Genomic DNA, 12,456 nt, shown 5'->3' with positions numbered 1-12,456 from the left:
GATCGCGAAACGACGCGCGGGCCGAGCCCGCCGTTCAGCTCGCGGACTTCTCCTCGGCGGCGGCCCGGGCGGCCTCGCGGGCCTCCCACTCCTGCTGCTTGAGGTCGGCCTCGCGCGGCAGCTTGATCTTGGCGATGTGCCGGTTCATCGACCGCACCAGGAACACGAGCGCGACGAGCAGCACGACGAAGACCCCGAAGCCGAGCAGGCCCGGGGAGACCGTGTCGTCGTTCAGCGGAATGGCGTGGGCGGGCAGCGCGGCGAGCGGTAGCACTAGAGACACACCTTCTCCCGGACGCCGGCGAACAGGTCGTCCTCCGGCACCTCGGTATCGACCAGGGACCTGGCCAAATGGTAGTCCTCGGTCGGCCAGACCCGGCGCTGGAGGTCCAGCGGGACCTGGAACCAGAAGCCGTTCGGGTCGATCTGGGTGGCGTGCGCGAGCAGCGCCCGGTCGCGGACCTCGAAGAACGCGCCGCACGGGACGCGGGTCGTCACCGGCCACGGCGCCGGGGCCGCGTCGGCGAAGCGCTTCATCCAGTCGCCGTAGGGGGACTCCAGGCCCTCGTCCAGCATCGCCTGGTGTAGCGCCAGCGTCCGCTCGCGCGTGAACGTCATGTGGTAGTAGAGCTTGAGCGGCTGCCACGGCTCGCCCGCGCCGGGGTAGCGGTCGGGGTCGCCCGCCGCGTCGAACGCCTCCACCGACACCTCGTGGCACTTGACGTGGTCGGGGTGGGGGTAGCCGCCCTTCTCGTCGTAGGTGAGGACGACGTGCGGACGGAACTCGCGCATGGCGCGCACCAGCGGCTCGGCGGCCGACTCCAGCGGCTCCAGCGCGAAGCACCCGTCCGGCAGGGGCGGCGGCGGGTCGCCCTCGGGGAAGCCGGAGTCGACGAAGCCCAGCCAGCGCTGCCCGACGCCGAGGATCTCGCGGGCGCGCGCCATCTCCTCGGTGCGGACGCGGCCGATGTCGGCCTTGATCTCGGGACGGTCCATCGCCGGGTTGAGGATCGACCCGCGCTCCCCGCCGGTGCAGGTGACGACGAGGACCTCCACGCCCTCGGCCGCGTAGCGCGCCATCGTGGCCGCGCCCTTGCTGGACTCGTCGTCGGGGTGCGCGTGTACGGCCATCAGCCGGAGCCCGGTCCCGCCGGACGGCTCGGCGGCGGCTCGGTCCAGGGCCTCGGTCACCAGGGGACTCCCTCTTCGTGCGGGGTGCTGCGGAACGGGACGGACGCGCCGAAGGGGTACCCCGGTTCGGAGCATCCGGCACGACCGACGAGAATTGTCCCTGACAACGCCCGAACCCCGCAGAGAGATTCCCCGCGATGGCCCTCAGCGCACCGACCGGACCGGCGAGCGACCCGGCGGGCGACGCGTCGCCCCGCTCCGCCGCCGCCGACGCCGCCGCCACCGAGGCGGCCCGGCGCGGCCTCGGCCCGCTCGGGTGGATCGTGATCGGCGGGCTCACCACCGTCCTGGCCGCCGGGTTCGGAATCCTCTACATGCACGTCGGGCAGACGCCGGGCATCTCCGCGCAGACGACCACCTGGAATGTTCGCGACGCCTCGACCGTTGAGGTCTCGTACGAGGTCAGCAAGCCCGAGGGCGAGCGGGTCCGCTGCACGGTGGACGCGTTCGACGGGAACTTCGAGGTGATCGCGCAGCGGCAGATCGTCGTCCCGGCGGGCCGCAAGCGGATCGCCGGGGTGGAGACGCTGACCACGCCGCGCAGGGCCAACGGCGCCCGCGTCCGGGACTGCGCGGCGGCCTGACGGGGACCGCCCCGCCCGGACGGGACCGCGAAAACGCCAGGTGAAGCCGTTCACCGTTGGCGGATTGCGGGCCACCTGTTCAGGGAACCTTTACCCGCACGCACCGGATAGGCTTGAGGTTTCACCCGGCCGCACTTCATGTCGTTGTGGAACCCGCCCGTCCCGGGGCGCGCGACGATCGCACCATGTGATGAGGAGTACCCGTGACCGAGACCCGTGCTGACAACGTCACCTGGCTGACCCAGGAGGCGTACGACCGGCTCAAGGCCGAGCTGGACCACCTGTCGGGCCCGGGCCGTACCGAGATCGCCAAGAAGATCGAGGCCGCTCGGGAAGAGGGCGACCTCCGCGAGAACGGCGGCTACCACGCGGCGAAGGAGGAGCAGGGCAAGATCGAGGGCCGCATCCTCCAGCTCCAGGGCATCCTCGAGAACGCCAAGATCGGCGAGGCCCCGCGCGCCGAGGGCGTGGTCGGGCCGGGCATGACGGTCACCGTCGCGTTCGAGGGCGACGACGAGGAGGTCACGTTCCTGCTCGCGTCGCGCGAGGAGAGCGGGCCGATCGACGTCTACTCCCCCAAGTCCCCGCTCGGCGCGGCCATCAACGGCAAGAAGGTCGGCGACAAGGCCACCTACTCGCTGCCGAACGGCCGCAGCATGACCGTCGAGATCATCGACGCGACCCCGTACGTCGGCGGCTGACCGCCGCCCCCGCGGCTCGCGCAGGGCCCGCCGTCCCCCGGGACGGCGGGCCCTGCGTCGTCTCAGCCGCGCGCGGCGGCGCGGACGAGCGGGAGCGTGCGGTGCCGGATCTGGTCGGCCAGCGAGATGACGGTGGACGCCCGCTCGACGCCCCGCACGTCCACGATCATGTCGATGACGCGCTGCAGGTCGCGGTTGCTGCGCGCGACGACGCGGCACAGCATGTCGGCGGACCCGGTGATCGTGTGCGCCTCGATGACCTCGGGGACGGCCGCGAGCCGCGCCGCGACGGGATCGTGGCCGCCGCCCTGCGCGAGCTGGAGCGTCACGAACGCGGTGACGGCGTAGCCGAGCGCGGCCGGGTCGATCTCCGGGCCGTAGCCGCGGACGACGCCGGTCCGCGCGAGCCGGTCGAGCCGGGCCTGGACGGTGCCGCGCGCGACGCCGAGCCGCCGGGACGCCTCCAGCACCCCGACGCGGGGCTCGGCGGCGAACAGCTCGACGATCCGGGCGTCGAGGGCGTCGATGGGGGCGGTCATGCTGCTCCTCGCTCATCCTGTGCAGAACGTCCGGCGCTTCGGCCGTTTCACTGGTCAGATTGCGCAGTGATCCAGGCTACTCTTGCGCACTCTGCGGGCCGTTGTCGACATTGAGGTCATGGATGACTTCCCGGTGAAGGGCATGGACGCCGTCGTCTTCGCGGTCGGCAACGCCCGGCAGGCCGCCCACTACTACTCGACCGCCTTCGGGATGCGCCGGGTCGCCTACCGCGGCCCGGAGAACGGCAGCCCGGACGAGGCGGTCCACGTCCTGGAGTCGGGCGGCGCCCGGTTCGTCTTCCGCGGGCCGACGCGCGCCGGGACGGCCCTCGGCGCGCACGTCGCCGCGCACGGCGACGGCGTCACGGACCTGGCGATCGAGGTGCCGGACGCCGTGGCCGCCTACCGGTACGCGCTCGCGCACGGCGCGACGGGGATCGAGGAGCCGCACGTCCTGGAGGACGAGCACGGCAAGGTGACGGTCGCGGCCATCGCGACGTACGGCGAGACGCGGCACTCGCTCGTCGACCGCTCCCTGTACGACGGGCCGTACCTGCCGGGCTTCCGCGCGGCGGACCCGATCGTCGCGCCGCCGGAGAAGCGGTACTTCCAGGCGATCGACCACTGCGTCGGCAACGTCGAGCGGATGGACGAGTGGGCCGACTTCTACCACCGCGTCATGGGCTTCACCGACATGGCGGAGTTCGTGGGCGACGACATCGCGACCGAGTACTCGGCGCTGATGTCGAAGGTCGTCGCGGACGGCACGCGCAAGGTGAAGTTCCCGCTGAACGAGCCCGCCACCGGTCCGCGCAAGTCGCAGATCGAGGAGTACCTGGAGTTCTACGGCGGGCCGGGCGTGCAGCACATCGCGCTCGCGACGAACGACATCGTCGCGTCGGTGGACGCGATGAGCGCGGCGGGCGTGGAGTTCCTGCGCACGCCGGACTCCTACTACGAGGACCCGGAGCTGCGGGCGCGCATCGGGAACGTGCGGGTGCCCGTCGAGGAACTGCAGAAGCGTGGCATCCTCGTGGACCGCGACGAGGACGGCTACCTGCTCCAGATCTTCACCGCGAACGTCCAGGACCGGCCGACCGTCTTCTACGAGCTGATCGAGCGGCACGGGTCCCTCGGGTTCGGGAAGGGCAACTTCAAGGCGCTGTTCGAGGCGATCGAGCGGGAGCAGGAGGCGCGCGGCAACCTGTGAGGGCAACCTTTGCCCCAGCAGGGGCGAAAGTCCTGTTAAACGGGTGCCACCGGGCATTCGCGGCGGGGGACTTCTAGCGACATGACGCAACCTCCGCACGATTCCGGAGACCGCGAACCCGGCGGCCAGAGGCCCGGCGAGCAGGGGGGCGGGGAGCCGCCGCCGCAGCCGCTGCCGCCGTCGCAGGCCAAGCCCGGCGGCGAGCCGCCGTACGGGCGCGACCCGTACGGCGGCTGGCAGCAGGGCCAGCAGGGGCAGCAGCAGGGCCAGGGCCAGGCCGATCCCGGTCAGGGCGGCTGGAACCAGGGCGGCTACGGCGGCGAGCAGCAGCAACCGCCGCAGTACGGCGCGTACGGCGAGCAGCAGCCGCCCTACGGCAACCCGTACTACGGCCAGCAGCCGCCGTACGGCTCCGGGCCGGGCGGCGGGACGAACACGCTGTCGATCTGGAGCCTCATCGCGGGCATCGTCGGCCTGTTCACCTGCGGTGTCATCTCGCTGGCCGCCGTGATCATCGGCCACATGTCGCTGCGGCAGATCGCCGCGACGGGCCAGCGCGGGCGCGGCATGGCGCTGACCGGGCTGATCCTCGGCTACGTCGCGCTCGTCGGCTGGATCATCTACTGGATCGTGTCGCTGATCTTCGTCGGCACGGGACACCACGGCCGCGGCTACTAGCGGCGGTTCGTCGGTAGTTCACCCGAGTTGCCGCGCCTGTCGGGTACCGGGCAGGCTTGGCCCGTGCCGAACCCACGAAGCGCGCAGCGCCGCGCCGCCGCGACCGCCGCGCTCCTCGCCGTCGCCGCGCTGCCCGGCTGCCGGATCGTCGCGGACGACCCGACGACGAGCGAGCCGCCGCCGGAGGTCGCGGCCGGGCCGGGCGGCCAGGTCTCCGTGGGCGACCCGTACACGCCGGGCGACGGCAACGGCGGCTACGACGTCCAGCACTACAAGCTGACGCTGAACATCACGCCCGGTGCGGCGAAGGAGCTGGACGCCACCGCCGAGATCACGGCGAAGGCCACCGAGCGGATGAACCGCTTCGACCTGGACCTGACGGGCCTGGACGTCTCGGCGGTGACGGTGGACGGCGCGCCCGCGCGGAACGTCCGCGACGGCAGCGAGCTGGTGATCAGCCCGGCGAAGCCGCTGGAGAAGGGCGCGACGTTCGTCACGACGGTGAAGTACTCGGGCACGCCGCGCGCCGTCCGCGACCCGGTGCTCGGCACGTACGGGTGGGTCCGGACGTCCGACGGGGTGTTCGTGGCGTGCCAGCCGAGCGGGGCGCACACGTGGTTCCCGTCCAACGACCACCCGTCCGACAAGGCGACGTTCGAGTTCGTCATCACGGTGCCCGAGGGGCTGACGGCCCTCGCCAACGGCGAGCCGACGACCCCGGTGACCAGCAGCGGCGGCGGCACGCCCGGCCTGCCGCAGCAGCCCGGCGGGGAGCCGACCCCGCCCGGCGACGGCCCGGGGGTCGTGCCCGCCGGGTTCCGGCGCGGGCCGACGACGACCACGTGGAAGGTCACCGACCCGATGCAGACGTACCTGGCGACGGTCGACGTCGGCCGCTTCCAGGTGCGCACCGGTAAGACGCCCGGCGGCATCCCGGTGATCACGGCGGTGGACCCGACCGTCCCGAGCGCGGACCTGTCGGCGTTCCACGCGCTCAACGCGGCCGTCACCGACGAGTGGAGCAAGCGGTTCGGCCCGTACCCGTTCACCTCGACGGGCGGGATCATCGACAACGCGTCGGTGGGCTTCGCGCTGGAGACACAGACGCGCCCGGTGTACGGGTCGTTCGAGCTGCAGCAGTCGATCGTCGCGCACGAGCTGGCGCACCAGTGGTTCGGCGACAGCGTCGGGCTGACGCGCTGGCAGGACATCTGGCTGAACGAGGGCTTCGCGACGTACGCCGAGTGGATGTGGAACGAGAAGGCCGGCGGCCCCACGGTGCAGCGGCAGTTCGAAAACGTGTACGGCGCGGTGGGCGCGTCCGAGCTGTGGGACGTCCCGCCGGGCAACCCGGGCCGCACCCGCATGTTCGACCGGTCGGTGTACGACCGGGGCGCGGCGACGCTGCACGCGCTGCGGCTGAAGATCGGCGACGAGGCGTTCTTCCGCCTGCTGCGGACGTGGGCGCAGGACCACCGGCACGGCAGCGCGACCACGGCGCAGTTCACCGCCACGGCCGAGAAGATCTCCGGGAAGGATCTGGACGGGTTCTTCAAGTCCTGGCTCTACGAGCGGGGCCGTCCCAAGCTCTCCTAATCGGCGGGCAAGGGAACGGGAAAGACCGTCCGATGCCGGGGACAGGCCGGTAGCCGCGTGGCCACGCTGTTGACCGCGCTCCGGACAAGCCGGGCGCGGTCTACGGAAAGGCCCGCAACCCGTGGTGATGCACTCCGCGCTCGCCGCCGCCGTCGCGGCGGCGCTCCTGCCCCTCTCGCTCGCCCCGTCCGGCGCGTCCCCGGGGTTACCGGGGTTCACGCCGGGCGCGCCCGGCGCGGGCGACCCGTACTTCCCGAAGGCGGGCAACGGCGGGTTCGACGTCGCCGCGTACGACATCGCGCTGACGTACACGCCGAAGGGCCGCCGGATCGCCGCGACGACCCGCGTGACGGCGACGGCGACGCAGAACCTGTCGCGGTTCGACCTGGACTTCACGGGCAACACCGTCCGGTCGGTGACGGTGGACGGGGCGAAGGCCGCGTTCCGCCGCGACGGCGGCGAACTCGTCGTCACGCCCGCGCGCGGCCTGCCGAAGGGGCGGCGGTTCACGGTCGCCGTCGCCTACACGGGCGCGCCCGCGACGGACAAGGACCCCGAACTCGGCAAGACGGGCTGGATTCCGACGAAGGACGGCGCGGTGACGCTGTCCGAGCCGACCGGGTCCTCGACGTGGTTCCCGGTGAGCGACCACCCGTCCGACAAGGCGCGGTTCTCCTACGCGATCACGGTGCCGAAGGGCCTGCGCGTCGTCGCCAACGGCGAGCCCGTCGGGACGGCCGAGCGCCGCGCGGCGACGACGTACCGGTGGCGGACGGCGCAGCCGATGGCCCCCTACCTGGCGCTGGTCGCGATCGGGAAGTTCGACGTCCGCGACGGGCGCTCGCCGGGCGGCGTCCGGACGATCACGGCCGCCGACCCGGCGCTGCGCGTGAAGGCCGCCGACTTCCAGCGCGACACGGCCGCCGTCACCGACTGGGAGACGAAGCTGTTCGGCCGGTTCCCGTTCGACTCGACGGGCGGGGTCGTGGACAACGTGGGCGTCGGATACGCGTTGGAGACCCAGAACCGGCCCGTCTACCCGAACCCGGCGAACGACATCCTGCTCGTCCACGAGCTGGCGCACCAGTGGTTCGGCGACAGCGTCTCGGTGGCGCGGTGGAAGGACATCTGGCTGAACGAGGGCTTCGCGACGTACGCGGAGTGGCTGTGGCGCGAGAAGCACGGCAAGCAGACGTCCGACGACCGCTTCGCGAAGCTGTACGCCAAGCCCGCGTCGAGCCCGGCGTGGAAGATCAAGACCGGTGAGCCCGGCAAGGCGGGCATGTTCGACGAGTTCGCGATCTACGACCGGGGCGCGATGACGCTCCACGCGCTGCGCAGGAAGGTCGGCGACGCGGTGTTCTTCCGCATCCTGCGCGAGTGGCCCGCCCGCTTCGCGCACCGCAACGCCACCAGCGAGGACTTCATCGCCTTCGCCGAGCGCGTCTCCGGCACCGACCTGGACGGCCTGTTCGACGCCTGGCTCTTCACCGCCGCGAAACCGCCGAAGCCCTGACGAAGTCGAGACCGAACCGCGCTTGATCACCGCGCGTCCGCCGGAAAACCTGGAGGGGAACGACCTCTTCTCCAAGGGCGGACCGCGCATGAGCAGCAGATTTCTCCGATCGACGGCCGCGCTGGCGCTGAGCGTCGGCGCGGCCGTCGCCGTCACGGCGGCGCCCGCGGGCGCCGCCGTGACGCGTTTCACGCCGGGCGCGCCGGGGGCGGGCGACCCGTACTTCCCGGACATGGGCAACGGCGGGTACGACGTCGCGCACTACGACGTCGACCTCGCGTACGACCCGGCGTCCAAGGGCATCCGTGCCGTCACGACGATCGACGCGACCGCGACGCAGAACCTGTCCCGGTTCGATCTGGACTTCCTCGGCCCGCTGCGCATCTCGTCCCTGACTGTGGACGGCCGCGCCGCGACGTGGGACCGGACGGGCGCGCAGGAACTCCGCATCACGCCGCGTTCGGGCCTGCGCGCGCACCACCGCTTCCGCGTCCGCGTCGCGTACGCGGGCGTGCCGCAGACCGTGGACGACCCGGCGCTGGGCGTGTCCGGCTGGGTGCCGACCGCCGACGGCGGCGTCATGCTGAACCAGCCGACCGGCGCGGCGACCGTCTACCCGGTGAACGACACCCCCGCCGACAAGGCGACGTACACGTTCACGCTGACCGCACCGAAGGATCTGACGACGCTCGCGAACGGCGAACCGCTCGGCGCGGCGACCCGGCACGGCCTGACGACGACGCGCTGGGCGATGCGCAGCCCGATGGCCAGCGAACTGGCGATGATCGCGATCGGCAAGTACGACGTGGTCCGCACGAAGGCGCGGGGCCGCGCGAACATCACCGCGACCGACCGCGCGATGGCGATCACGCCCGAGAACGCGAAGGCGTTCAACACCCAGACCGCCGACGTCGTGGCGTTCCTGGAATCGAACTTCGGCCGCTACCCGTTCGCCTCGACGGGCGGGATCGTCGTGAAGGCGGGCGTCGGGTACGCGCTGGAGACGCAGGGCCGCCCGGTCTACGACCTCGGCCGCCGCCCCGGCTCGATCCCGGCCGGGGACCTGCTCGCGCACGAGCTGGCGCACCAGTGGTTCGGCGACGCGGTGTCGCCCGCGAAGTGGGCGGACATCTGGCTGAACGAGGGCTTCGCGACGTACGCCGAGTGGCTGTACGCGGAGAAGTACCAGGGCGTCCCGGTGCGGCAGAGCTTCGACAAGGTCTACGCGACGCCCGCCGACGACGACCTCTGGAACGCGAAGACCGCCGACCCGGGCCGCGACGGGATCTTCGACGCGACCGTCTACGACCGGGGAGCGATGACGCTCCAGGCGCTGCGCGAGGCGATCGGCGACCGGGCGTTCTTCCGGCTGCTGAGGGAGTGGCCCGCGCGGTACGGCGGCGGGAACGCGTCCACGGCCGACTTCATCCGGTTCGCCGAGCGGATCTCGGGCCGTGACCTGGACCGTCTCTTCACGACGTGGCTCTACACGCCGAGCAAGCCGAAACTATGAAAATCCCTCGCGATCCGCCGCTGGCCTGCTAGATTTTCGTCACTTTCGTGACATGCGGGGCGCGGCGGTAGCAGGGGGACGCACGTGGAAGAAGTCGCCGAACGCGGACGGCGCGGCGGCGGGCGGCGGCGGCCCGGACGCCGCCGCCGCCCCGACGACGGTCCCCGCCGCGGCCGGGTCGTGCTGCTCTCGACCATCGCGGGGGTCGCCGCGTTCGGCCTGACGGTCGGCGGGCTGCACGCGCTGTTCGGCGGCGGCGACGAGGCGGCGGCGGGCGGCGGGGGCGACTGCGCGGACGGCTGCGTCCTCGAACCGGTCGCCGTCCCGTCCGCCGAGCCGACCGTCGCCGACAGCGTGCCGCCGCGCAGCCCGTCCGCCACGCCCTCCGCGAGCGCGAGCCGGACGCCGGGCCCTACACCTTCCGCCCGGCGCACCGACCGCCCCGACCGCACCGACCGCCCCCGGCCCGGCGACCGCCACGGCCGCCCCGAGCGGCCCGGCGGCGCGCTCGCCGCGACCTACGCGATCGGGCGGCGCTGGGACTCGGGCTTCATCGGGCAGGTCACCGTCGTCAACCGGGGCGACGAGACCGTCCCGTCCTGGCGGCTCACCGTCGTCTTCCCCGGCACGCGCATCACGACGGGCTGGGCGTCGCTCGGCGGCGTCGGCACCGACTACGCGGGCGGCCGCCTCACCGGCTCCGGCGGCGGCCTCGCCCCCGGCGACGCGGTGACGCTCGGCTTCCAGGCGGAGGGCCGGCCCGGCCCGCCCTCCGCCTGCACCCTGAACGGGAGCCCCTGCTGAGTCAGCGGCTGATCAGGGGTGGAGCACCGTCATCCACATCGGTTCGCTGCGCGTCTGCATCGCCGTGAGGGCCTCGCGGACGTCGGTCAGCGCGAACCGGTGCGTGACCAGGTCGTCCACGTTGAGCGCGCCCGAGCCGAGCAGCGACAGCACCTCCAGCGCGTCGGTGCGCGTGCAGGCGCGCGTGCCGACGAACTTCCAGCAGCGGACCATCATGTCGCCGGGCAGCACCCCGAACGGCGTCCGGTTCGCGCCCATGTGGACGAGCGACCCGCCGGTGCGCATCGCGGACATCGCCTGCGTCAGCATCACGCCGGTCGGCACGTAGTCCAGCACCGCGTGGACGCCGCCGGGCACCAGTTCGAGGATGCGCCGGGTGAGGCCGCCGGTGGTCTCCCAGTCGTCCGGCAGGTCCTCCGTCGCGACCGTCTCGGCGGGCAGCGCGCTGATCGCGGCGACGTCCGCGAGCCGCGCGGCGGACCGGCCGACCAGGATCAGCCGCCCGACGCCGAAGAACGGCGCGAGCTTCACCGTCGCGGTGCCCATCATGCCGGTCGCCGCGTTCACGACGATCGTCGCGCCGGGCGCCAGGTCCGCGAGCTTGAGCGCGCGGACGGCGTCCGCGAGGTCGTGGATCTTCGCGCCGACGTCGAAGTTGACCCGGTCCGGCAGCGGGTCCACCAGCCACTGCGGCGCGCGGACGTACTCCGCGAGCCCGCCGTCGTGGTACTCGTCGTACAGCGGCATCGGCACCCGCGCGAACGCGGCGTGCCCCATCATCGCCTGCTGCGCGCACATCATCTCCCGGTCGGTGCGGCAGTACTCGCACGACCGGCAGGTGAGGTTGGGGTGGACGCGCACGCGCGCGCCGACCTCGAACCCGGTGACCTGGTCACCGACCGCCGCGACCGTCCCGGCGGCCTCGTGGCCGAGCGTCGTCGGCAGGTGCCCGAACGCGCCCATCTCCAGCAGCCGCATCATCCCGGGCGCGAGTCCGGCCGACGCGACGCGGACCAGCACGTCCTGCGGCCCCGGCTCGGGCACGGCGATCCGCTCGACGTGCAGGTCGAGGGAGTCGCGGTGCGCGCGCACCGCCAGCATCTCGTTCAACGGCTCGTTCTCCTCAGGCACGGCGCGCGGCGGCGACGCGGTCGGGGGTTGCGGGGTCGGCGTGCCGGGCGGTCTCGGCGACCTGCGGCAGTTCGGTGGAGGACAGGACGCGGATGTGCTCGGTGTCGCCGGAGGCGACCGAGGTGTACGCGACGCCGAGCGGAATACGGACGAAGTCGCCGGGGCCGAGGTCCGCGACGCCGCGCTGGGTGATGAGCGTCCGCGTCCCGGAGACCTGGTACTGGACCTCGTCGGTGTCCAGGTTGCGCCGGTAGACGGCCCGCTCGGCGGGGTCGGTCGCGGCGAGCCGGACGACGGCGAGGCGGAACCCGGGCGACCGGTACAGCGGGGTGGTGCCGTACCCGTCGGCGGGGCGCAGGACGTGCAGCCGGTCCTTCTCGCGGTGGACCTGGTCGAGCACCGCGCGCTCGTCGATGGGGAAGACGGCGGTGTCGTGGCCGCCCGCGCCCAGGCAGGACGTCACGGCCTCGTTCACCGCGCCCGCCTCCCAGCCGGGGAACGGCGGCATGACCGGCGCGGACGTCCGCTCGGGCTCCCGCTCCTCGGCGACGGACGCGGGCGTGTAGAAGAGCAGGTGGCTGTCCTTGCGCCCGTAGTTGTCGTGCGCGAGCCCGCGCGGCAGCCGCACGAAGTCGCCGGGGCTGTGCTCCAGCACGCCCCACTCGGTCATCAGGGTGCGCTCGCCCGCGATCTGGAAGCCGATCTCGTCCACGTCGCAGTTGCGGTGGTAGAAGGGCTGCCGGTTGTCCATCGTCTGCCACTCGACGCGCAGCGCGCCGCTCTCGTAGACGCCGCGCGGCGGCGCGAACGGCTGCGCCCGGTACTCCTGCGGGAAGTGGACGACGGTCAGCGGCGCGTGGTCGCGCCACAGCTTCATCGGGCCGGGGTGCGGCGGCGCGAGCAGCGCGTCCTCGTCGCGCTCGATCCGGCGCGGCGACCCGGCGTCCTCGGCGGTGACGACGAGGTCTTCCCAGACGGTCCCCATTGCGTGGT

General features: G+C 72.9%; 13 protein-coding genes. 8 read left to right on the top strand and 5 right to left on the bottom strand.

The annotated features are described in order from the left end of the window. Positions 1 to 34: 34 nt before the first annotated feature. Together G339_RS0105200 and mca are read right to left on the bottom strand one after the other, a co-directional pair. Complete coding sequence (locus tag G339_RS0105200) at positions 35 to 283, bottom strand: hypothetical protein (protein ID WP_157407356.1); 249 nt, start codon at positions 281 to 283, stop codon at positions 35 to 37. Continuing rightward, positions 274 to 1,131, bottom strand: coding sequence for a mycothiol conjugate amidase Mca (gene mca / locus G339_RS0105195; RefSeq protein WP_026341152.1), 858 nt, complete (start codon positions 1,129 to 1,131; stop codon positions 274 to 276). Before mca ends, G339_RS0105200 begins: the two co-directional genes overlap by 10 nt. Positions 1,132 to 1,328: 197 nt before the next feature. On the opposite strand from mca, the gene G339_RS0105190 reads away from it, so the two are divergent. Beyond that, positions 1,329 to 1,775, top strand: a complete 447-nt coding sequence (locus tag G339_RS0105190) for a DUF4307 domain-containing protein (RefSeq protein ID WP_019630018.1) — start codon at positions 1,329 to 1,331, stop codon at positions 1,773 to 1,775. 203 nt (positions 1,776 to 1,978) lie between these two features. Further along, complete coding sequence (gene greA, locus G339_RS0105185) at positions 1,979 to 2,476, top strand: transcription elongation factor GreA (RefSeq protein ID WP_019630017.1); 498 nt, start codon at positions 1,979 to 1,981, stop codon at positions 2,474 to 2,476. Positions 2,477 to 2,538: 62 nt separating this feature from the next. On the opposite strand, the gene G339_RS0105180 is transcribed toward greA, so the two are convergent. Further along, the gene (locus tag G339_RS0105180) at positions 2,539 to 3,015 is read right to left on the bottom strand and encodes an Lrp/AsnC family transcriptional regulator (RefSeq protein WP_019630016.1); all 477 of its coding nucleotides are present in this window, start codon (positions 3,013 to 3,015) and stop codon (positions 2,539 to 2,541) included. A gap of 118 nt (positions 3,016 to 3,133) precedes the next feature. Between G339_RS0105180 and hppD the strand changes: the two genes are divergently transcribed. The 6 genes from hppD (at position 3,134) to G339_RS0105150 (ending at position 10,332) form a co-directional block, all read left to right on the top strand. After that, positions 3,134 to 4,225 carry a 4-hydroxyphenylpyruvate dioxygenase gene (gene hppD, locus G339_RS0105175; RefSeq protein WP_019630015.1) on the top strand — a complete coding sequence of 364 codons (1,092 nt, stop codon included), beginning with the start codon at positions 3,134 to 3,136 and terminating at the stop codon, positions 4,223 to 4,225. A gap of 81 nt (positions 4,226 to 4,306) precedes the next feature. Further along, a complete protein-coding gene (locus tag G339_RS32610; RefSeq protein ID WP_019630014.1) occupies positions 4,307 to 4,903 on the top strand; it encodes a DUF4190 domain-containing protein in 597 nt (198 codons plus the stop codon). Between the two features lie 63 nt (positions 4,904 to 4,966). Then, positions 4,967 to 6,499 carry a M1 family metallopeptidase gene (locus G339_RS0105165; protein WP_019630013.1) on the top strand — a complete coding sequence of 511 codons (1,533 nt, stop codon included), beginning with the start codon at positions 4,967 to 4,969 and terminating at the stop codon, positions 6,497 to 6,499. A 127-nt stretch (positions 6,500 to 6,626) separates the two neighbouring features. After that, complete coding sequence (locus G339_RS0105160; RefSeq protein WP_033322421.1) at positions 6,627 to 8,015, top strand: M1 family metallopeptidase; 1,389 nt, start codon at positions 6,627 to 6,629, stop codon at positions 8,013 to 8,015. Positions 8,016 to 8,103: 88 nt separating this feature from the next. Further along, positions 8,104 to 9,528 (top strand): M1 family metallopeptidase, encoded by a 1,425-nt coding sequence (locus G339_RS0105155; RefSeq protein WP_026341150.1) that lies wholly within the window; start codon positions 8,104 to 8,106, stop codon positions 9,526 to 9,528. Between the two features lie 84 nt (positions 9,529 to 9,612). Further along, positions 9,613 to 10,332, top strand: coding sequence for a cellulose binding domain-containing protein (locus tag G339_RS0105150; RefSeq protein ID WP_026341149.1), 720 nt, complete (start codon positions 9,613 to 9,615; stop codon positions 10,330 to 10,332). A 12-nt stretch (positions 10,333 to 10,344) separates the two neighbouring features. Here G339_RS0105150 and G339_RS0105145 read toward each other — a convergent pair whose 3' ends face one another. After that, positions 10,345 to 11,433, bottom strand: a complete 1,089-nt coding sequence (locus G339_RS0105145; protein WP_033322419.1) for an alcohol dehydrogenase catalytic domain-containing protein — start codon at positions 11,431 to 11,433, stop codon at positions 10,345 to 10,347. A gap of 22 nt (positions 11,434 to 11,455) precedes the next feature. Continuing rightward, positions 11,456 to 12,448: a hypothetical protein gene (locus G339_RS0105140; protein WP_019630009.1), complete on the bottom strand. Its 993-nt coding sequence runs from the start codon at positions 12,446 to 12,448 to the stop codon at positions 11,456 to 11,458. Positions 12,449 to 12,456 lie beyond the last annotated feature (8 nt).

This window comes from Actinomadura atramentaria DSM 43919 (genome assembly GCF_000381885.1).
Classification (GTDB): domain Bacteria; phylum Actinomycetota; class Actinomycetes; order Streptosporangiales; family Streptosporangiaceae; genus Spirillospora; species Spirillospora atramentaria.
This window is presented reverse-complemented; position numbering and strand designations above follow the sequence as displayed.

Excerpts from the sequence above, each read along its gene's own strand:
- mca (WP_026341152.1), bottom strand. The coding sequence starts at position 1,131 with ATGGCCGTACACGCGCACCCCGACGACGAGTCCAGCAAGGGCGCGGCC.
- G339_RS0105190 (WP_019630018.1), top strand. The coding sequence starts at position 1,329 with ATGGCCCTCAGCGCACCGACCGGACCGGCGAGCGACCCGGCGGGCGAC.
- G339_RS0105180 (WP_019630016.1), bottom strand. The coding sequence starts at position 3,015 with ATGACCGCCCCCATCGACGCCCTCGACGCCCGGATCGTCGAGCTGTTC.
- hppD (WP_019630015.1), top strand. The coding sequence starts at position 3,134 with ATGGATGACTTCCCGGTGAAGGGCATGGACGCCGTCGTCTTCGCGGTC.
- G339_RS32610 (WP_019630014.1), top strand. The coding sequence starts at position 4,307 with ATGACGCAACCTCCGCACGATTCCGGAGACCGCGAACCCGGCGGCCAG.
- G339_RS0105160 (WP_033322421.1), top strand. The coding sequence starts at position 6,627 with ATGCACTCCGCGCTCGCCGCCGCCGTCGCGGCGGCGCTCCTGCCCCTC.
- G339_RS0105155 (WP_026341150.1), top strand. The coding sequence starts at position 8,104 with ATGAGCAGCAGATTTCTCCGATCGACGGCCGCGCTGGCGCTGAGCGTC.
- G339_RS0105145 (WP_033322419.1), bottom strand. The coding sequence starts at position 11,433 with ATGCTGGCGGTGCGCGCGCACCGCGACTCCCTCGACCTGCACGTCGAG.
- G339_RS0105140 (WP_019630009.1), bottom strand. The coding sequence starts at position 12,448 with ATGGGGACCGTCTGGGAAGACCTCGTCGTCACCGCCGAGGACGCCGGG.